The sequence below is a fragment of the Peptoclostridium sp. genome, assembly GCF_009881055.1.
GTDB lineage: Bacteria > Bacillota > Clostridia > Peptostreptococcales > Peptostreptococcaceae > Peptoclostridium_A.
The window spans coordinates 1-20,626 of the sequence record NZ_WXFG01000027.1 but is presented as its reverse complement, the minus strand read 5'-3'; the positions used below and the strand labels follow the sequence as shown (position 1 = coordinate 20,626).

Sequence of the window (20,626 nt, the reverse complement as noted above, 5' to 3'; positions counted from 1 at the left end):
ACTCGCCCAAAATTGGGTGTATAATGCATTTAAGGGACAGATGCTTGTTTTAAGCACCTATCCCTTAACTTATACAATAAAACTGCATCAGTTTTTAGCGTTTACACAAAATCTGAAACATACCCGATACATGGCGGAATGACGCTCGATGAGATAGCCTATCTCGACCTTGTCTATGCGCCTCCGTTTTCGGGTGTATGGGACGCCGTAAACATAGCAGCCAATTCAGCTAAGCATAGTTAATAGAACGTAAGTTGAACGCACTAAGGGCTCCGATGAATTGTATTCGGAGCCCAACTATGTTTTTGCTATGCTTATGTCTGTGCAATCTGCTATTTCTGCTACTCGCTGCACGCCTTTATGAAGCTTTCGAACAGCGCCAGGTGTTCCTTGTGCTCTTCAGCCATGCACTCGGGATTCCACTGCACTCCAGCCACGAAGGTTTCGCCCTCGAGCTCAACAGCCTCGATTATGCCGTCTGCTGACTGCGCAACTACCTTTAGTCCCTTGCCCAGATCCTTTATTGCCTGATGGTGGAAGCTGTTTACGAACACCTTCTCCTCCCCCATTATGGAATGCAGCCACGAGCCTGGAGCTATTGTTATGCAGTGGGACTTGTCGCTCCTTTTGGATTCCTGGAAGTGCTTAAGGACATTCTCGCCCTTATAGCATACATCCTGATAAAGCGTTCCGCCAAGAGCCACGTTTATGACCTGTATGCCTCTTGATATCCCAAGTATCGGCACATGGCTGTGCATGGCCTTCTTAGTCAGCTCCACATCGAAAAAGTCCTTCTTCGTATTGAAGTAGCCTGTCTTCTCCAGCGGCTCGTCTCCGTAGAACATCGGATTTATGTCTATCCCGCCGGAAAGCACAACTCCGTCTACCATCTCAAGATACTTGGCGAAGTTCTCGACATCAGAGGTGTGGGGGAATAGTATGCACGTTCCACCGGATTTTTCTATGGCTCTTACATAGTCCTCTTCAAGAAAGTATCTCTCCTGGCCCGCAGAGTGGCCCATTTCTCCCATCATGAAGTTTGTTGTTATCCCTATTAAAGGTTTCACGGCGTTTTCCTCCTTAATATTAATATTTAAGATTTATATTCCTCCAGTTTTTTTCTGGCCAAATCAAGCAATTTATCCTTTTCGTTGAACTCGGGATGCTCAAGCACTGTATCAAACAGGTAGTGTATAGTCTCGCTCATAATCTTACTTTGAGGGAATCCCATTTCGATCAGGTCGTGGCCGTTTACGGCAAGGTCGCTTATGGTCATCGGCTCCTTGCCCATTAGGGCACTATGTACCCTGGCCTTGAAATCCTCAAGATAGCTAAAGTCGAAAGGCTCCTTACAGCCGAGCACGTCAGCGTAGATGAGGCTGAAGTAGTCCTCTAGATTCTGTCTTCCCAGTCTGTTTATGAACCTCTTTATCCCCTTTTTAGTGAAACCCTCCAGCTGGTCCATGTGTTCCTTTATGAGATTCTCCACCGCCTCTATTGTGCGCTTGTCGTATCTCAATCGCCTAAGTATTGATTTTGCAAGCTCAGCTCCAACATCGTCGTGACCGTAATAATGAGCTATGCCTCGCTCGTCCAACTCCAGGCACCTGGGTTTGCCAATGTCATGAAACAGCGCCGCCAGTCTGACGTTTAGAGTCTGCGGGGTGTTGTCGAGCACTACCATTGTGTGTTCGAAAAGCTCCTTGTCGTGATACGGATGCCTCTGGTCAAACCCCACCATGTCGTACACCTCGGGCGCTATGTAATCCATAAGCTCGGTATCTACAAGCAGCCTTATTCCCTTCGATGGCACTCTGGAAAGCAGAAGCTTGTCGAACTCCTGCCTTATCCTCTCCACGCTAACATGGCACGCATGCCTTCTATTTCTGAATATCGACGCATATGTGTTCTCCTCTATTTCGAATTCAAGCTGCGTTGCGAACCTGACAGCCCGAAACATCCTCAGGGCATCCTCGTCAAAACGCCTGTCCGGATTCCCCACGCAGCGTACGATGCCTTTTTCTATGTCCTCCAAGCCTCCAAATGGGTCTACAATCCCCTTTTCGTGGCTGTATGCCATGGCGTTTATGGTGAAATCCCGCCTTGAAAGGTCGTCTTGGACATCCTGAGTAAAGCTTACGCTGTCAGGCCTTCTCCTGTCGCTGTATTCTCCTTCTATCCTGTGGGTTGTTATCTCGTAGTGAATCCCGTTGTAGAGGACGGTCACAGTCCCGTGCTTGAGGCCTGTAGGTATGACTCTGAAGCCTTGTATGCTTTCGAATATGCTCATCACCTCTTCCGGCTCTGCCGAGGTGGATATGTCCCAGTCGTTGACCCTGTGGCCCATTATGCTGTCCCTTATGCAGCCTCCCACAACGTAGGCCTCGTGATTTCTTTCTGTGAGCGTGTCTATAATGTCCAAAACATCTTTGGGAACCTTTATCTGTATCATACTTTACCACCTGTCATCTGATTGTATGAGCTTCCTTAATTTATTACCCCCATTGCGCGTTCATAATTCAGAAAGCGCAAAAAAGGCACTGCGAATTCGCAGTGCCGGTTAAACTACTTTTCCATAGGCATACTCGGGTCTGCAGACCACTCGTATATTGAACCTTCGTAGTTTCTAACTTTTTCAAAGCCAACGGCTCTGAGGATCGAGGATACATATCCTGATCTTATACCCATTGTTCAGTAAACCACAAAATCATCTTCAGGTGTAACTCCTGCAGCTGCCATTATCTCCTTTATTTCCTCTGGAGACTTTGGAGTCGCGTTTTCATTCAGAAGGTCCTTCCAAAGCAGCATCTTGGCTCCCTTTATATGGCCTCCCCTTGCTTCTCCAGCATCCTGGCTTCCCTTGAACTCTTTTTCTGTTCTAACGTCTATTATGACAGTCTTGTCCAGGTTTTCTTTCACATAGTCCTTAGTTGCCCTGTAGCTCTCGTCAAAATCCTTAAGCACTAGACCTGTTGATGGCGTAGGTGCTGGAGCGGCATCCTTTGTCACCTCATAGCCAAGTTCTTTCCAGTATGCCAATCCTCCGTAAAGAAGCTTGACATTGTCAAGGCCAGCCATTCTCATCTGCCATACGTTTCTTCCGTCCGGTCCGGGACCTGTAAGAACGTCAGAATAGAATACTACAGTCTTGTCGTTTGTAACTCCGAAGGACTCGAGCTTCTTAGTAAGCTCCTCCTTGTCGAGAGTAGTTCCCCAAAGCGGATCTCCAGGCTTTCCGTCAACCTTTGAGAAGCTGTGGAAACCTGCGCTTATTGCGCCTGGTATGTGCCCTTTAGCATAAGCATCCGGCTTGTTGCCGTCGAATATTATTACGTTCGGATCTCCAAGCATTCCACTTAGCTCCTGCGGAGTTATGAACATGTCCGGATTCTCAAATCCCGAAAGATCAACCTTTGCGGCCGACTCTTCAGGCTGCTTTGCCTCTTGCGTTGGCTGCGACGCGCACGCGCTCAGTACGAGCATCATTGCAACCAGCAGTGCTGCAAGCGAAAAAAGTTTGTTTTTACGCACTCTTTTCATCTCCTTTCAAATTTTTTTTTGCATTTTTTTCATCCCAAATCTTTTTGAACATGAATATGAGCACGCTCAGCGAGAAGAGTGTCAAGAGTCCGAGTACGAACATCTTTATTCCTCCCGAAAGCATTTCTCCGATGTAAGAGTAAATAATTGTCGCCGGAAGCTGTCCAAGCCCTGTCGCCCAGAAGAACGACCAGAAGCTCATTGAAGTGAGGCCCGCAGCATAGCTGACAATGTCAAAAGACATGAAGGGCAGCAGTCTGGCTATTAATATCGCATATTTGCCGTATTTTTCAAAAAACCCGTCGACGCTTTCTAGGGCGAATTTGCTTGTAAGCTTTTCAACCGTACCTCTTCCGTAGAACTTGGCAATGTAAAAGCAAAGCACTGCTCCTGCCATGGCGCTGGACCAGGAGAGAATTGCTCCTTTTACCCAACCAAAAAGGCTCGCGTTTGCAAAAGTTATAAGAAATGCAGGAAGCGGTGCCATTACCGATTGAAATACCATCAGCAGGAATGATACCGTAGGAGCAAGTATTCCAAAGGAGTTTATGTATCCCTTGACAAGCCCTACATCCAGATTTCTCATTATGAAGAATGCCTGCTTTATGTTCCTTTGAACAGGCTCTACAAAAACGTATACAAGCACCAGTGCAAGTATAATTCCTACCTTTAAATACGTTGTTTTTTTCATATTTCAATACTCCTTTGCTTGCAGCTTTAAATGTTGGCGGCTATATACAACATGTTGGTATGACGTATTTTTATCGTTTCATTGGCTATTATAGATAATATTTATGCCATTTGCAATGAAAATTCACACAAATTACCATTCTGGCATTTGATAATAATTTCGTTTTTCCTGATTATTGTTAATTAGTTATCTATACGTCTTCGCCTGCCGCTTTTGCTCTATAACGCAAATCCCGCTTTATCTAAATTCAATTTATAGCTCCACATCATATTTTGCTGATTTTACAGTGCCGTCGACACTGATGCTTTTAAAATCACAATTTATTTACATATATTTGAATTGTTTTGAGTGGTTTCAGGCAGCCCGCCGCACTGTAGCTTTCATTATGTTTTTTTATCGCTTGATATTCTGCTATTATTTTTTTCAATGAAAGCCAAGGCATGCTGTATTGTCCTCCAAAAAATGATAGTATTTATATGAGCGGAAGCTCATATTTTCACATTCCAATTAGTTATTCCTGAAAGGACGAATACAGCAGATGACAAAATTTAATACGCCCGAGAATACAAAACAAAAATCACTCGAATACGAAAGCCGCTGCATCGACTGCAAAGCCTGCATGAAAAACTGCCCCATGCTCGATGAGTTCTGCGAATCTCCCAAGGAGCTTCTTGGGCGCATAGGCAGAGATGACTCCCAGGCGCTCGAGCTTCCTTTTTCATGCTCGCTGTGCCAGTACTGTGCAAGGGTATGCCCCAAGGACATAGATTTTTCAGCTCTGTTTCATCCGATGAGGGCGCATATAGTAAACTCGGGAAGCATCACCTCCAAGCCTCTGGCGAAGGGCCTCTCGGTTGTCGGCAACCATCAGAGGCTGAGCTTTTCAAAGGCTTTCGCATCTTCATTCCCAAAACCCGGAAAGAAGGCAACAACTGCATTTATACCAGGCTGCAGCCTTGCTTCCTACAGCCCTGAGCTCGTAATGTCCGCCCATGCCTATCTGCAGGATAAAATCGGCGACGTCGGACTCATACTCCAGTGCTGCGGCAAGCCCACAAATTCAATAGGCGACACAGATAAGTTCATAGAGTATTACTCTCGCTTGGAAAAGATGGTGGAGGAGATGAGCTGTGATACCATAGTCACAGCGTGCCAGAACTGCTACAAGACAATAGGCAAATTCAGCCCTCATATAAAGGTGACCTCTCTCTGGGAGGTTATGGCGGACCTCGGGCTTCCCGAAAGGGCAGTCGGGATAGGAAGCGGCATAGATTCCGTATTTGCACTGCATGATCCATGCCCTACCAGAAACGTAGCTTCAATACATGATGGCGCAAGAGAGATAATCCGCCAGCTCGGCCTAAATATGGTAGAGTTCAAAAGCAACAGGTCATTTACGGCCTGCTGCGGGCAGGGGGGGATGATAGGCCTTACAAATCCCAAGCTCGGAATTAGGCAGATGAAGAAAAGGGCCTCTGAAGGAAAGGATGCCGACTATATAATCACATACTGCGAATCGTGCGTAGAGGCTATGCATAGCGCCGATGCAAAATCCCTCCACATACTTGACATTATATTTGGAGACAAACTAGAAGACAGGGATTTGAACCAGATACGACCCGGTTTTGCCGGCAAGTGGCTGAACAGATACAGGATAAAAAGGCTTGTAGACAAACTGGACTAGGCAGCGCCCCTTGCATAAGGGGCTTTTTTTATGTAGAATTTTATTTATAGGCATCCAATTGAAAGGAGGGGGATTAACATGTGGAGCATAGCTTTATTCCTATTTGCCGGCATCGCCATAGGTTACTTCAGAGGGATGAACGAGAAGGAGAAAAGGATAAATTCGGCTCTGCAGCAGGCGGGACTCGTATTTCTGCTGTTTTCTATGGGCTGCGCAATAGGAGCCAACAAGGACATACTCTCGAATATATTTAAGATAGGCAGGGTATCGGCCTCCTTTGCTGTACTGACCTCGCTGTTTAGCATAGCGTGCGTGTTTCTTATAACTTCAAAGCTTATGAAAGGAGCTGAATAGAGTGCCGTTTGTCATAATAACCGCCATAATCACCGGCATTGTCTCCGGAATTTTCATAATGCCCGAAAGTTTCCTGCAAAATACCGACCTGCTGGCGACAGTAGCTCTGAATGCACTTCTCCTTCTGATTGGAATAGAAGTAGGCTCAAACAAAAACGTGCTTAGAGATATCAAGAATTCCGGACTGGCATCAATAGCAGTGCCGGCTTCAATAATAGCAGGAAGCCTTATCGGAGGGCTTGTCACCGGCATCATATTCGGCATACCTCACAACATAAGCCTTTCGATAGCTTCAGGCTTTGGCTGGTACAGCCTTTCGGGCATAATGCTTACAAAACTTGCCAATGCGCAGATTGGAACCATAGCCTTCATGACCAATGTGTTAAGGGAGATAATCGCCGTAATATCAATCCCCTACATAGCCAAATACCTCAATCACTATTCAGCAATTGCTCCCGCAGGAGCCACTTCCATGGACACGACCTTGCCGCTTATTTCCAAGGCCACCTCTCCGTCAGTTGTTGTGGTTTCGTTCATAAACGGTGTGCTTCTCAGCTCGCTAGTGCCGTTTTTTGTAACATTCTTTTTCTCGATATAGCATCTTCGGCAAGAGCATGGAATATTTTCTGCGATGACATTACAAACGCCCGGACATCAAAATTTCCGGGCGTTTGTTGCTTTAGGGGTATTCCTATCTTCCTTTATAGTGTATCGGCGCTGAGCCAAACAGGAAATCCGCCTCAGACGCCTTTCGCTCCATCAGCATAAGCTCGTTAGCTATGTGAGTCATGTTTCTTAGTTCATTCGGCTGCATTATCTCATCTACATCCACACCGAGCTTTTTCTTGTAAAATGAATAGTGCTTCCAGAGCATGTGCTTTATTTTAGGCAGACTTGAAGGCCTTCTAAGAAGCTCAAGCAGGCTGTTTCTCAGGTCTTCCGCATAGTCGGGGCTAAACTCCCAATCATTTTTGGCCAGCATTTTTCCTATTTCTCTGGCTTCTTCATTGTCAAGCTCTTGGCACATGAATTTGATAGTATGCCACATCTCGTATATGTCTTTTTTTGAGCTTAGCTCCAGATTCTTGAGCCATACAAAGGCATTCAGTCTTCTTTTCCAATCCCACCATTTTACCGGGCTTTGCATATCTGCGGCGGGGATCAGGAAGAATCCCTCCTTTAAGAGCAATGCTCCGAAAACTCCCGGCGGTTTGCCTATCCTCTTGTTTTTAAGTGTCGTCCTGTAAACCCCGCAGGACGGGCTTCCCTCCATGAATATGTAGACGTATACGCCTGCGCTCTTTAGTGTCTCCATACATATTTGCGCACCACGTTTTACTCTTTCGGTCACATCCTCGCCGCTTCTGCCCTTTATCCGGGCTTTCCCTTCCCATACGTCGAAGCCGTTTCCGCTGGCGATCCTTATGGGTTCCCGGGGAACTCCAAGACCCGCCATGCACTCGGGGCACATGGGATGCCATATGAATTCGCTCTTCTCCCTACCCAAATATTCAAGCATGCTCCATCCTTTTTTGTTGTATCTGACCTCGCAGCCGTACATGCATGCGCTTATACCGACTTTGATTTTCTCCCTCAGCACCGTTTCCACGTGCACCACTCTCCATTATCATTATGTTGATATTTAATTTCACTTTATATATATGATAGTTACCCAAATATTACTCCAAAACATACAGAGATGCTTTAACATCAAATGCAAACGGGTATAATAAACTACATATGATAAGTAAATATTTTACAAACATGCAGATAAATGCATGAAAGGGGAGGGATTAGCTTGAGCAATTCGATAAAGATAGGCAGAGTTAAAGGGATTGATATAGAGCTCAACTACAACTGGATAGTGATTTTTCTTCTAATAACATACATGTTTGCAAACTACTACTTTCCAACATATTTCAAGGACTGGCCGCAATGGGTGTACTGGGCTGAGGGCGCCTTCATAGGGATAATGCTGTTCGTGTCGGTGCTGCTGCACGAGCTTTCACACTCGCTCGTATCGAAGCATTTTGGAATAGCCGTGAACAAGATATCGCTGTTTATATTCGGAGGAATGGCTTACATCGAAAAAGACGCGGATACACCGGGGAAAGAATTCCTAATAGCAATAGCCGGACCTCTCATGAGCCTTTTTTTATCAATACTATTTACGGTGACTTCAAACGTGCTTGCCCTGTCCGGGGCATCGGAGATGATTTCGGCTCCCTTGGCATATATTGGACAGATGAACATCGTGCTTGCAGTATTCAACCTGTTCCCGGCAATGCCGCTTGACGGCGGCAGGATACTGACCGCCGCCATATGGAAAATAAAAAAAGACAGGGTCTACGCCGCCAAGATAGCAAGCGCATCAGGCACATTCTTCTCCTACGCGCTCATGATGCTCGGAGTGCTCAACATACTCTCCGGGAATGTATTAAACGGCGTATGGCTCATAATGATAGGTGTCTTCATTGGCCAGTCATCACAGGCATCATATCAGAATTCCGTGTTTGAAAAGCTGTTTGCCGGAGTGCTTGTAAGAGACATAATGACATCCCCCGTTATAACGGTGGACATAAATACGCCAGCATCAAAGCTTCTCAAGGATTTCTTCTTCCATTACAAGCATCCCTTCTTTCCTGTGCAAAGCGGGAATGAGATTGTCGGCATTATAATGTTGAAATCACTTAAGGCTGTGCGCGAAGAGGATATGGACCGTATAACAGCAGCGCAGCTGTTCCAGCCGCTAGACGGCAGTTTCATAATAACGCCTGATGAGACTGCGGAGGATGCTCTTAGGAGGCTTGCATCCAATCAGCTTGGAAGGTTCCTAGTAATGGACGAGCACGGCATTGCCGGCATTCTTTCAAAGACTGACCTTATCAAGTACATTTCAATATACAACGAGCTTCACAACTAAAAAAACAGGACCCGGATGTTATTCCGAGTCCTTTCCTTTTTCAGCTTCAAACACACACCTTGTTTGGAGTATTTGCCTTGTCGCACACCCTTACGCCGTCTATTTTTACTACTTTTGCGGGTATGCCGACAACCGTGCTGTTAGCAGGCACTTCTCTAAGCACTACAGCATTGGCGCCCACCTTTGCATTGTCGTTTATCATAATCGGGCCGAGTATCTTGGCTCCTGCCGAAATCATAACATTGTTGCCTATTGTAGGGTGCCTTTTGCCCTTGTCTTTTCCAGTTCCGCCAAGAGTCACGCCCTGATAAAGCATCACATCGTCGCCTATCTCCGCTGTCTCGCCTATTACTATGCCCATTCCGTGGTCTATGAAAAGTCTTTTTCCAATAGTAGCCCCAGGATGTATCTCGACTCCCGTGAAGAATCTGACTATGTTGGATATGAATCTTGATGTAACTCTAAAGCCCTTTTTATAGAGGAAATGCGTGAACTTGTGGGCAAGCACAGCATGCAGCCCCGGAAAGTTCAAAAATACCTCGAATGCGTTAGTTGCCGCTGGGTCCTTCTCCATATACGTCTTGATGTATTCTCTCATCCGGAAAATCCTCCTTCAAATTAAAAAAATCCCCCCTCTTGCTGCTGCAAGAGGCGAGATATATTCGCGGTTCCACTCTTTTTTAAGGCTCAACGCCTTCTTTATCAAGCTTTAACGGCCTTCGCCGGACGTTTCTACTCCCTATTGGTTTCAAAGCGCCTTCTCCGGGATGCACTTCACAAGCTTCATGACCGCCGGACTCTCACCAATCTCCGGCTCGCTTTTGTCAATTCCTTTGCTACTCTTCCCTTCACGGAATTTGATATTAATTTAAAATAATGCCTTTAAGTATTGATCATCTTAATTAAGATTGACTATAAAATAATTATAAGACAGCAATTTATCAATGTCAATAATTATTTCATAGTATTTTACTAGGAATTGAAATTGGAATTAGAGTGAATTGGCGGCTCTTTTCTTGAAGGGTATTATATGCGGCTTGCCTGTCAGCGGGTTTTCTATGATGTATATGTCGACGCCGTACACCTTTGACACGTTTTCCCTCGAAAGAACGCTTTCAGGCTCACCCCATGCATACATGCTGCCCTTGTCAAGCAGCAAGGCCTTGTCGCCATACTGCATGGCCAGGTTCAAGTCGTGTATCGCAGCGGCTATGGCCATGCCCCTGCTTTTGCTAAGCTCCTTTAGTACATCAAGAAGCTCTATCTGGTGGTGTATGTCGAGGCTGGAGGTCGGCTCGTCAAGCAAGAGCAGCTTTGGCTCCTGGGCTAGAGCTCTGGCTATCATGACTCTCTGGCGCTCTCCGCCGCTCATGCCCTTTATGCTCTTGTCCCTTAGCTCCCAGGTTCCCGTCAGCTCCATTGCCTCCCTGGCTATTTCGCAGTCCCTCCTGCTTTCAGTCGAAAAGCGTCCTATGTGGGGAGATCTTCCCATCATGACTATGTCAATGGCTCTGAATTCAAAATCAATGACCGTATCCTGTGGGACATACGCCACTCTCCGGGCTATTTTTTTTGCACCCAGGCTTCTCGTATCATTGCCCTCCAGCAGTATTCTCCCGCCTTCCGGAGTCAGCAGTCCTGCAATCCCCTTCATAAGGGTAGTCTTGCCAGATCCGTTAGGGCCGGTTATGCAGGTGAATGAGCCGCTTGTTATGCTCAGGCTTATGCCGCTTAGTATTCTTTTTTTGTCCAGGCTCAAACTGAGATTTTCTATGTCAAGCAGATGCTGCAAGCTATTCACCTCTTGAATATCGAGTTTTTTGTGCTGTTGAGAAGATATATGAAATATGGGGCTCCCAACATTGCCGTTATTACGCCTATTGGTATTTCAGAGGGCGACGCCAATGTTCTGGCCAGCATGTCGGCCAGCATCATAAAGAGCGCTCCGCTCACAATCACAAGCGGCATGAGCGTCCTGTGGTCAGGACCGGCAAAAATCCTTACTACATGGGGTATTACGAGTCCTACAAACCCTATGATACCACTTACAGAGACTGCAGCAGCAGAAATAACCGACGCCAATACGAGAAGTATGCCTCTTGTCCTTGGGACATCCACCCCAAGGCTCGAAGCCGTCTCATCGCCCATTAGCATTACGTTGAGCTCCCTGGCAAAAAACATCGCCAGCAGGCAGCCGCCTGTTATCAGCGGCAGGCTTACGGCCACATGGTTCCAGCTCGCAGCTGACATGCTTCCCATAGTCCAGAAAATTATCTTCTCGACCTGCTCCCTGTTGAAAGTCATTATGAGGGATATTAGCGATGAGAGGAAGAAATTTATAGCTATACCTGCAAGCAGAAGCGACGTCACATCGGCCTTGTTGTTTTTTATGGAAAGGCCGTAGACAGTCATGGTTGCTCCAATGGCTCCAGCAAATGCAAACAGCCCAGTTGAGCTCAATCCCGCAAATTCAAAGCTTATTCCAAGCGCTATCGACAGTGTAGCCCCGAAAGCTGCCCCTGACGATACTCCGAGCACATATGGATCAGCCATAGGATTTTTGAAAATCCCCTGAAGCACGGCTCCCGAAACTGAAAGCGCCATTCCTACAAGCGCTGAGATGATTATCCTTGGAAGCCTTATGTTTTTTATTATGGCCACATGCGAAGCCTTTATTTCTGATATGTCCACATAACCGCCAAAATGCGGCATGGCACTAAGCACTACTTTAAGCGCATCCTTGTAGGATATGGACGCCGTTCCCACTGTTGTCATAAGTACGGCAGCCATGAATGCTATAACCGCCATTATCCAGAAGGCCCCTGCGCGGCGCTTTTGTCTTTCTTCTATTTCCATTGTCTTGTCCTAACCCCTACTTAAAGGCTTCCGGGTGTATTATCCTTGCAAGCTCCTCAAGCCCTTCCACCTGTCTTGGCCCCTGTATTTCAACGGTATCCGTTTCAATTGTGAATATGCTCCCATTTTTGACCGCACTAAGCTCCTTGTAACCGTTTGCCGCAGCTACCTGCTCCGCCGGGGAGTATTCGCTCGAGCAGATCAGAATGTCCGGATCGTTTTCCACGAGCCTTTCGAGGCTGTATTTCCAGCCTTTTACGTCGCTTGCGGCGTTTGTCCCGCCCGCCATTTCAAGCATCCTGGATATAAATGTGTCGCTGCCCGCTGTGAAATCGCCGTATTCTCCAAAGCCTATTACGTAGTATACGCTCGGCTTATCAAGGCCGCTCACCTTCTTTTCTACAGCCGCAACCCTGCTTTTCATGTCTTCTGTGAGCTCCTTAGCCTTAGTGTTGGCGTCCAGTATGCTTCCAAGCTTTCCTATGACATCATACACACCCTCGAAGCTCTCTTCGCCGTAGAGCACTACCACATTAAGGCCGAGCTCCTCGAGCTTTTCCAGAGTCTCTTCCTTGAAATGGGCTGAAGCTATAACAATATCAGGGTCTAGTTCCACTATCTTTTCAATGTTGGGATCCTGCATTCCGCCTATGGACTCTATGCCGTCAGTTTCTTTCGGATATGTGCAGTAGTCAGTCCTGCCAACAAGCACTTCGCCCATGCCTATTGCAAATATGCTTTCAGTTATGCCCGGCGCTATGGATACTACCCTTTCAGGCTTTTTCTCTATGACTACCGTTCTGCCCTGTGAATCTGTTATCTCCAAAGGATAAGCTGATGACTTCGTACTTTCCGCCGAAGGCTTCTTGGCACCCTCATCTCCCGTTTGGGCGCAGCCTGCCGCCATTATCAGTGTTGCTATTATTAGAAATATTGCAGCGATTCTTCTGCTTAATTTATTCATCATTTCCTCCATGTAATTCAGTGTTTTGTCTGCCGCTGTGCTTGGATTAGTTGCCCTTGTACTTTTCAACAAGCTTTGGCAGAACTTCCTTGGCATACTCCTTTGCTCCAAAAAGCGACATGTCCTTGTAGTTGCCACACTGCACAGGATTTGCAGCCGGAACTTCCTCCGCTGCTATTACTTTTTCAAGTGAGCTTATAAGAGCTTTTGCTACCTCCTCTTCAGACAGTTCACCCACCATTATCAGATAAAAGCCTGTCCTGCAACCCATTGGCGACAGATCTACCACGTTGTCGAGCTCCTCTCTTATGAAGCCTGCCATGAGGTGTTCAAGTGCATGTATTGCAGCTGTGGGCATTGATTCCACGTTGGGCTGCACAAATCTCAGGTCGAATTTTGTTATTGTATCTCCCTTTGGCGTTGTTATGACTCCGCATTTTCTTACAAAAGGAGCCTTTACCACTGTGTGGTCCATTGTAAAGCTCTCTACGACTACGTTTTTCATTTATTTTTACCTCCGACATTATAATATTTGCTAATGCATCTGTTTGGTTGACTTTCTATCTGTTGAGCTGTGTGACAAGATTTATAAGCGACTCAAGTGCTTCGTCCGGCAGCCTGTCAAAACCGCCGCCTTCTGACGATTTTGTCTTTATGAACCTGACTCTGTCGCTGAGCCTGTTGGTAAGCTCGCTTACATAGTCCGCATCGTTCATGTCCGGATTGAAACCGTCAATGTCGAGTATCTCCATGTGAGGCAGCCTGCCCCACTTTTTAAAGCTTGCATTTCTTTCTACTATGCTCTCTATAACAGAAAGCGTGATTTCCTTGGTTATCTTCTTGTACATGAAAAATCCGGTGTTGAGTATATAGCACTCGACTCCTCTTTTTTCAAATAGCATTTTGAACTTGCTGTAGTCATCCACAAGAGGGTATGTCCTGAACGGATTGGCATAGGGCTCTATTACAAGCTCCTCGGGATCCACGCCAGGCGCAAGTCTTTCGGCGGTAGTCCTCTTTGTTGCAAGCGTAGCGCCCATTGTGGCCGCAAGCACAGGGTTTTTAATCTTTACAACAGGAGGCATCGTAGAATCCTTCATTATCCAGAATATCGCATTTATAGGTTCCTTGAACTTGTCCACCCTGTTAGGCGCCCAGAGCTTTGATTTTATAGCTCTTCCGTTGCCGTTCCTTATGTCCTCTGTAACTATTACCTTTTTGCCGTTTGAATCGAGTGTAGCTCCGCAGTTTTGAACAGTTATTAGGAACTTGTTGTCCTCAACCTCAAGAGGATAATCCTGTGTCTTGTCGAAATACGTTGGCTCCAGCGCAACAGATGAGCAGTCATCAGTGTGTATTACAAAGGCGTCATCATGCAGCACTGTAACGTCGTATTTTCCTCCGTGCTTGGCATGCGTTATCGTGGATTTGCCCGAACCCGAGAGTCCAAATACACCTGCCACAAATTTCCTGCCCCCGTCAAGATTGTATCTTTTCTGTCCTGCGTGGCAGGAAGCGAATCCATTTCTGTTGGCACAGCCCCATGCGAGCGTGAGAGTCCCCTTCTTGTGCTCTCCAAAGTATCTCATTCCAAGGAGCGCCGCGCAGTTATGGGTAGGATCAAACAGCGAAAGGCCCATCGGATGGTCTACGTGGCTCCATTCCGGATCCGAAAACACATATATGTCCCCTTCGCTTTCGTACATTTTTGAGTCTTCATACATGCTGTTATATTCTTCGTTCATATGCTGAAAGTTTAGCATCCAATTGTAAAGGACGTTCTCATGACCCTCTGGGATGAGCAGATGGGCCTTTATCATGTAATCGGGATGGAGGCCTATGTAAGCCTGGGCATGGTAGAGCTTTCTGTACCTCGTGGCATATACCGCATCTCGCAGCTTTGATGCCAGCTCCTCCTGGTTGACATCAAACTCACCTATTATCCTTCTTGCAGCTGCGCACCTTCCACTTACCGCACCGTCGTTGAAAAGCAATATCTTGGCATCCTCATCAAGCCCAATTTCCTGCGGCCTGTGAACCGGCATGTCTGTCACTATTGTCCCGGGCGAGTTGCAGGCAAGCCTGTATGCCTTTTTTATGCAATTGACCTCTTCCACATTGTTTCCTAGAAATGCTGTTTCTATTGTGGTCCTGATCTGCGAAAATATCGGATTTTTAGAACCAATCATATTTCTGTCAAATTTCGAATTAGTAGCCATCTAATCACGCTCCAAAACATTATGATATGTATTCTAATTATATCATCCAATCAATTTTTTTATTATACCCTATCCCAAATTTAAATCGCCACTTGCTTATTTAAATAACAAAAATTTACGATTTACTTTAAAAAACAAAAAAAATCCCCTTTAAGCTTATAAAAAGGGGATTTTTGAGACATATTTATTTGTTTCTCGCCTTATTTGCTCTTTATATATTCATCTATTGCAACAGCAGCCTGCTTTCCAGCGCCCATTGCAAGTATAACTGTAGCCGCTCCTGTAACAGCGTCTCCGCCGGCAAATATTCCTTCTCTTGAAGTCTTTCCAGTCTCTTCGTCAGCAACTATGCACTTGTACTTGTTTACATCAAGGCCTTTAGTTGTGTCTGATATTAGAGGGTTTGGAGAAGTTCCAAGCGACATTATTACTGTGTCTACGTCAAGTATGAATTCTGAGCCTTCAACCACCTGAGGTCTTCTTCTTCCAGACTCGTCTGGCTCTCCAAGCTCCATTCTCACGCACTTCATGCCTTTGACCCAACCATTTTCGTCTCCTACTATCTCTGTTGGGTTAGTAAGAAGCTCGAATATTATGCCTTCCTCTTTAGCGTGGTGTACTTCCTCAACCCTTGCTGGAAGCTCGGCTTCTGATCTTCTGTATACTATATAAACCTGCGCTCCAAGCCTTAGAGCTGTTCTTGCAGCGTCCATCGCAACGTTTCCGCCGCCTACCACTGCAACCTTAGTTCCTGGCTTTATTGGAGTATCATAGTCGTCTCTGAACGCCTTCATAAGGTTGTTTCTTGTAAGGAACTCGTTTGCCGAGAATACTCCGTTAAGGTTCTCTCCTGGTATTCCCATGAACTTAGGAAGACCCGCACCAGAGCCTATGAACACAGCCTCGAAGCCTTCCTCTTCCATTAGTGCATCTATAGTTATAGTTCTGCCTGCTATTACGTTTGTCTCTATCTTAACACCAAGCTTAAGAAGGTTCTCAAGCTCTGGCTTTACTACGCCTTCCTTTGGAAGTCTGAATTCAGGTATTCCGTATAGAAGAACTCCGCCAGGCTCATGAAGCGCTTCGAATATTGTAACGTCGTAACCCATCTTTGCAAGGTCCCCTGCGCAAGTAACGCCTGCAGGGCCTGAGCCTATAACTGCAACTTTCTTGCCGTTCTTTGGCTCAGTGTGAGAAAGATCCACTTTATTTTCTCTTGCCCAGTCAGCCACGAATCTTTCAAGTTTTCCTATAGAAACTGGCTCACCCTTTATTCCGAGAATACATTTTGATTCGCACTGAACCTCTTGCGGACAAACCCTTCCACAAACAGCTGGAAGCGCAGAATACTTGGCAATAACTCTTGCCGCCTCCGCAAAATCTTTGTTTGCAACCTGCTGAATGAAAGCTGGTATGTCTATTGAAACCGGGCACATTCCTACGCATGGCTTATGCTTGCAGTTAAGGCATCTTGTAGCCTCTGCAACTGCTTCCTCTTCATTGTATCCATAGCAAACTTCTTCGAAGTTCTTAGCTCTAGCCTGTGGATCCTGCTCTCTTACAGGAACTTTTTTCATTCTATCTACTACTATCTCAGACATTAGTTTGCTCCTCCAATCTTGCAGTTTTTCTCGTAAGCTTCTGTCTTCTTGCACTCTTCTGCCTTGTAAAGAGTCTGTCTCTTCATAGCCTCGTCAAAGTCAACCTTGTGTCCGTCAAACTCAGGACCGTCAACACATGCGAATCTTGTCTCGCCGTTTACTGTAACCCTGCAGGCGCCGCACATTCCCGTGCCGTCAACCATTATTGGGTTAAGGCTAACTATTGTAGGTATCTGAAGCTCTTCCGTAACCTTGCATACGAATTTCATCATTATCATAGGTCCTATTGCTATTACCTCGTCATACTTCTTGCCTTGGTTTACAACAAGGTCTTTTATAACCTCAGTTACAAGACCCTTGAATCCATATGAACCGTCGTCAGTTGCTGGATAAAGGTTCTTGCTTACGCTCTTTAGCTCTTCTTCCATTATCATCATTTCTTTGTTCTTAGCGCCTATTATTACATCTGTATCTATTCCATTTTCATGAAGCCACTTTACCTGAGGGTAAACTGGAGCTGTGCCAACGCCGCCTGCCACGAAAAGTATCTTCTTGTTTTTTAGTCCATCTATGCTCTCGTGTACAAATTCAGATTCTCTTCCAAGAGGTCCGACAAAGTCAGTGAAGTAGTCACCTTCGTTGAATTCTGCCATTCTTCTTGTTGAGCATCCCATTGACTGAACTACTATTGTAACTGTTCCTGCCTCTTTGTCATAGTCGCATATTGTAAGCGGTACTCTTTCACCCTTCTCATCCATTCTGATTATTACAAACTGTCCTGGCTTAGCTGACTTTGCTACCCTTGGCGCATCTATTTTCATAAGGAATATAGATGGCGCAAGCACTTTCTTTTCAACTATTTTGAACATTTCACGCCTCCATGGTTTAATTTTTTGAATATTCACAACATTTGCTGTACTACCGGAAAAAAGGACTTTCAGATTGGATTAATCTGGCAGCCCTTTTTCTTTATGTCTCTACAATATTGATTATATCAGTTTATTTATTAATTATCAACATGATTATCTTTTTTTTGTTACTATTATTTTACATTTTATTGAAATGCCCCAAATTCAAGTATACACAATGGCTTCGTTGAATTTTTGCTAATTTTTTCACTATTTTCAAAGGAATTTGTTTATAATTTTGTGAATATTCATTATATTGCAAAAAAGGCAGGATAATTATCCTGCCTTTCAATTGTTTGATATGCTGTTTATTTTTTAAATATGTTTTTTTCTTATCAATTTATGGATCATGGATCGGTATTTAATGCGTTAAGCTACTATTCCAGCATCCTTTAGTATCTTGGCAGCCTCTTCAACCTTGGCTTCGTTTACCATTACTATCGGTCCTGTGCAGCCCATTCCGCTCTCTGCGTATATTCCGGCTTTCCAAAGCACCTTCTGTGCGTCTTCAAGATCCATTACGTCCACGCCTGAGATTGTTCCTGTCACTACCTCTTTAGGAGGCATCTTAACTTCTTCTTCACTTGCTGCAGCTTTCTTAGTGTCCTTGCTTAGGCCTGCTAGTATTGTCTCTAGTCCTGCCGCCTTGGCCGCCTTGAACTCTGCCGCCGCTATGGCCTTTACGTTGTTTTGTGCAAGCTTTGCTGCGTATTTTATAGCGTTTGCAGCTACTGGAACTCCTGACGCTCTTGAGAGTATCAGTATCGTTCTGTTGTAGCCGTCGCCTATTCCAGGTCCATAGCCGTAGCCTAGTCCCTCGTAGCTTCCGCCTGTTGTGTATGACGAGAACACCTTCATCATTATGTTTCCTGTTAGCGAGTCTGTTACCATTACGTCTGCAGCTCCGCCAAGAAGGTCGTTTCCTCTCATTACGCTTCCGCCGTCAGCTCTTAGCGACTCTGCGAATGTTATTGGGTAGCCGTTTCCTGCCAGCTCTTTTAGCGCTCTTTCTACTGCTCTTGCTCCGTCAAGGTTTAGTATTCCAACTGTCGGGTTTTCTATTCCCATTGACTTGGCTGTTATTATTCCGTATAGCGCGTTTCTTACCATGGCCTCGACTCTTTGAGCAGCAGATGTTCCTGTTGTTGTTGCTATAAACATCTCTCTGCCTATTCCAGGTGTTATTACCCTTCCTACTGTCGATACGCCTATTGGGAAGTTGTAGTGCACTGTTACGCAAGAGTGGATGTAGCCGCTGTCTAGCAGCTCTTCCATTTTCTTGTGCGCTTCTTCTTCTGTTGCTACCTCTACTACTTCAAGGCTTGTGTCAACCTTTGGTCCTATAAGCACTATGTCAAAGCCGGCTGCCTCTTTAGCTGCAAGCTCTGCTCCCTTTACAAGGTTCTCTACTCCATGCTCGCTGCCAAGGGTTGTTATTCCTACTTTTACTTTGCCTGCGAAGCTTCCTGTTTCGATAGCGTCTGCTATCTCCATGAAAGTCTTGCCTATCATTTGTTTTATATCTGACATTTTTTCACCCCTATTCAGCTAATAGATGTGCTGCGAAATCCTTCATTGATTCTGCTATCATTTTTCTTATTTCTTCTGTTGATACTGAGCTTCCTGACTCTACCTTGCCTGTGTTTCTCTCTGCTACTATAGAAACTCCGTCAAACAGGTTTGTCATTCTTCCAAGGAATAGGCTTCCCTTTCCTACTATCATGGTTCTGTTTACTGAGCCTTCAGTAAGGTCGCCTATTGCAAAACCGATGTATGGAACTCCTGATGGTATGTGGCCTTGAGTCGGAGCCCAGCCAACCATTCCGTGCTTTTCAACGAAAGCTGCTATGTCTGCTCTTTCTATTTCTTTTCCCATGACAGCAAGTGCGCCTATCATCTTGTAGTTTGCCTCTGGAACGTCTCCTGCTCCTGCCGGCTTAGTTATGTCTGGGTTTTGCATTTCTACCGAGTACTTGTCTACGTCTGTTATTTTAAGTCCGCCTGCTTTTAGTGGGCTTAGAACTAGAGAGCCTATTACAGCCTGTGGAGCTGATCCAGTTGCAACTGTGTGTCTTCCCACTAGGTCTGTTCTTAGAATTGGGTTTACTCCGTCGTTTTCGCTAACTAGAACCGCGAAGCCGCCAAGGCAGTCCTCAAGTATTGGCATTTCCTTCTTAACGTGGTCTTTTCCGTTCATTCCAAGCTTTGCAGTAGCTCCGCCGGCTGCTATTATTACGTTCTTGTATACGCCTGACTTAACTAGCGCTGCTGCTGCTATAAGTGCGTGCGTTGGTCCTGCGCAGAAGCCTCTCATGTCTGAGCCTGTTGCGTTAACGCAGCCTGTCATTTCAGCAAGAGATTTAGCGAAGTTTCCGCCTCCTCTTTGGTTCATGTCTCCGCAAGCCTCTTCAGAACACTCTATGATGTAGTCTACTTCAGCCGGGTTTATGTTGTTTTTAGCTATAAGGTTTGCAAGAGCAAGTACTCCTGATGCCTTAACAGCAAGGTTTTCTAGCATTGTGTGAGAGTTAAGGTTAACGTCAACATCGTGTGCTCTCTTTACGCAGCCTACAAGCTTTCCATCATTGTATAGGCCTTCAGCATGGAAGTCGCTAAGCTGCTTTTCTATCTCAGCTATTTCAACGCCTGCGTTTACGCTCTCAGCAAGGTTGCCTACTACAGGGTGAGCAGCAAGCTTAGCCTTTGCTCCCTCTATGAAGCTCTTCTCGAAAAGTACAAGGTCGAATACGTCTGATGCAGACATAAGCGCAAGGAACTCGTCCTGAGGCATTATTTCGCCGAATTTGCCGTATCTGTCAGCTCCCGCTATCTTCTTGTCTTCTGTCCACCATGGCATTGCTATCTCGCCAAGCGCCTCTGGAGTCA

At 45.7% G+C, this 20,626-nt stretch carries 20 protein-coding genes and 1 other annotated feature; of the genes, 4 read left to right on the top strand and 16 right to left on the bottom strand.

The features are described from left to right. Positions 1 to 341: 341 nt before the first annotated feature. The 5 genes from GT589_RS07375 to GT589_RS07355 form a co-directional block, all read right to left on the bottom strand. The gene (locus GT589_RS07375) at positions 342 to 1,067 is read right to left on the bottom strand and encodes a gamma-glutamyl-gamma-aminobutyrate hydrolase family protein (RefSeq protein ID WP_293398051.1); all 726 of its coding nucleotides are present in this window, start codon (positions 1,065 to 1,067) and stop codon (positions 342 to 344) included. Positions 1,068 to 1,093: 26 nt separating this feature from the next. Next, positions 1,094 to 2,452: a CCA tRNA nucleotidyltransferase gene (locus GT589_RS07370; protein ID WP_293398050.1), complete on the bottom strand. Its 1,359-nt coding sequence runs from the start codon at positions 2,450 to 2,452 to the stop codon at positions 1,094 to 1,096. A 113-nt stretch (positions 2,453 to 2,565) separates the two neighbouring features. After that, positions 2,566 to 2,688: a rhodanese-like domain-containing protein gene (locus GT589_RS07365; protein WP_293395499.1), complete on the bottom strand. Its 123-nt coding sequence runs from the start codon at positions 2,686 to 2,688 to the stop codon at positions 2,566 to 2,568. A 3-nt stretch (positions 2,689 to 2,691) separates the two neighbouring features. After that, complete coding sequence (locus GT589_RS07360) at positions 2,692 to 3,531, bottom strand: sulfurtransferase (RefSeq protein ID WP_293398049.1); 840 nt, start codon at positions 3,529 to 3,531, stop codon at positions 2,692 to 2,694. After that, on the bottom strand, positions 3,524 to 4,231 hold the full coding sequence (locus GT589_RS07355) for a TVP38/TMEM64 family protein (RefSeq protein WP_293398048.1): 708 nt from the start codon (positions 4,229 to 4,231) through the stop codon (positions 3,524 to 3,526). The genes GT589_RS07360 and GT589_RS07355 overlap by 8 nt, the downstream gene beginning before the upstream one ends. 538 nt (positions 4,232 to 4,769) lie before the next feature. On the opposite strand from GT589_RS07355, the gene GT589_RS07350 reads away from it, so the two are divergent. The 3 genes from GT589_RS07350 (at position 4,770) to GT589_RS07340 (ending at position 6,867) form a co-directional block, all read left to right on the top strand. Next, positions 4,770 to 5,915 (top strand): (Fe-S)-binding protein, encoded by a 1,146-nt coding sequence (locus tag GT589_RS07350; protein ID WP_293398047.1) that lies wholly within the window; start codon positions 4,770 to 4,772, stop codon positions 5,913 to 5,915. Positions 5,916 to 5,993: 78 nt separating this feature from the next. Beyond that, positions 5,994 to 6,269, top strand: coding sequence for a LysO family transporter (locus GT589_RS07345; protein ID WP_293398046.1), 276 nt, complete (start codon positions 5,994 to 5,996; stop codon positions 6,267 to 6,269). A gap of 1 nt (position 6,270) precedes the next feature. Next, positions 6,271 to 6,867, top strand: a complete 597-nt coding sequence (locus GT589_RS07340) for a lysine exporter LysO family protein (RefSeq protein WP_293398045.1) — start codon at positions 6,271 to 6,273, stop codon at positions 6,865 to 6,867. A gap of 93 nt (positions 6,868 to 6,960) precedes the next feature. Here the strand turns inward: GT589_RS07340 and GT589_RS07335 are convergent, their stop codons facing one another. Next, the gene (locus GT589_RS07335) at positions 6,961 to 7,878 is read right to left on the bottom strand and encodes a DUF523 domain-containing protein (RefSeq protein ID WP_293398044.1); all 918 of its coding nucleotides are present in this window, start codon (positions 7,876 to 7,878) and stop codon (positions 6,961 to 6,963) included. A 189-nt stretch (positions 7,879 to 8,067) separates the two neighbouring features. Between GT589_RS07335 and GT589_RS07330 the strand changes: the two genes are divergently transcribed. After that, the gene (locus GT589_RS07330; RefSeq protein ID WP_293398043.1) at positions 8,068 to 9,192 is read left to right on the top strand and encodes a site-2 protease family protein; all 1,125 of its coding nucleotides are present in this window, start codon (positions 8,068 to 8,070) and stop codon (positions 9,190 to 9,192) included. Positions 9,193 to 9,238: 46 nt separating this feature from the next. On the opposite strand, the gene cysE is transcribed toward GT589_RS07330, so the two are convergent. The 10 genes from cysE to grdC form a co-directional block, all read right to left on the bottom strand. After that, positions 9,239 to 9,790 (bottom strand): serine O-acetyltransferase, encoded by a 552-nt coding sequence (cysE, locus tag GT589_RS07325; protein WP_293398042.1) that lies wholly within the window; start codon positions 9,788 to 9,790, stop codon positions 9,239 to 9,241. Positions 9,791 to 9,836: 46 nt separating this feature from the next. Then, positions 9,837 to 10,053, bottom strand: a binding site (T-box leader). Positions 10,054 to 10,183: 130 nt separating this feature from the next. Then, positions 10,184 to 10,984 (bottom strand): ABC transporter ATP-binding protein, encoded by an 801-nt coding sequence (locus GT589_RS07320; RefSeq protein WP_293398041.1) that lies wholly within the window; start codon positions 10,982 to 10,984, stop codon positions 10,184 to 10,186. Between the two features lie 5 nt (positions 10,985 to 10,989). Next, complete coding sequence (locus GT589_RS07315; RefSeq protein WP_293398040.1) at positions 10,990 to 12,048, bottom strand: FecCD family ABC transporter permease; 1,059 nt, start codon at positions 12,046 to 12,048, stop codon at positions 10,990 to 10,992. 16 nt (positions 12,049 to 12,064) lie between these two features. Further along, entirely contained in the window at positions 12,065 to 13,081 is a 1,017-nt protein-coding gene (locus GT589_RS07310; protein ID WP_293398039.1) for an ABC transporter substrate-binding protein, read from the bottom strand. After that, on the bottom strand, positions 13,059 to 13,517 hold the full coding sequence (locus tag GT589_RS07305; RefSeq protein ID WP_293398038.1) for an S-ribosylhomocysteine lyase: 459 nt from the start codon (positions 13,515 to 13,517) through the stop codon (positions 13,059 to 13,061). The genes GT589_RS07310 and GT589_RS07305 overlap by 23 nt, the downstream gene beginning before the upstream one ends. 55 nt (positions 13,518 to 13,572) lie before the next feature. Continuing rightward, positions 13,573 to 15,231: a phosphoenolpyruvate carboxykinase (ATP) gene (locus GT589_RS07300; protein WP_293398037.1), complete on the bottom strand. Its 1,659-nt coding sequence runs from the start codon at positions 15,229 to 15,231 to the stop codon at positions 13,573 to 13,575. 200 nt (positions 15,232 to 15,431) lie between these two features. Further along, positions 15,432 to 16,832 (bottom strand): NADPH-dependent glutamate synthase, encoded by a 1,401-nt coding sequence (gltA, locus tag GT589_RS07295; protein WP_293398036.1) that lies wholly within the window; start codon positions 16,830 to 16,832, stop codon positions 15,432 to 15,434. After that, positions 16,832 to 17,701, bottom strand: a complete 870-nt coding sequence (locus tag GT589_RS07290) for a sulfide/dihydroorotate dehydrogenase-like FAD/NAD-binding protein (protein ID WP_293398035.1) — start codon at positions 17,699 to 17,701, stop codon at positions 16,832 to 16,834. The genes gltA and GT589_RS07290 overlap by 1 nt, the downstream gene beginning before the upstream one ends. Positions 17,702 to 18,109: 408 nt before the next feature. Beyond that, positions 18,110 to 19,270, bottom strand: coding sequence for a glycine/sarcosine/betaine reductase complex component C subunit alpha (grdD, locus tag GT589_RS07285; RefSeq protein WP_293398034.1), 1,161 nt, complete (start codon positions 19,268 to 19,270; stop codon positions 18,110 to 18,112). 10 nt (positions 19,271 to 19,280) lie between these two features. Continuing rightward, the coding region (grdC, locus tag GT589_RS07280) for a glycine/sarcosine/betaine reductase complex component C subunit beta (RefSeq protein ID WP_293398033.1) at positions 19,281 to 20,626 on the bottom strand (1,346 nt) is incomplete at its 5' end.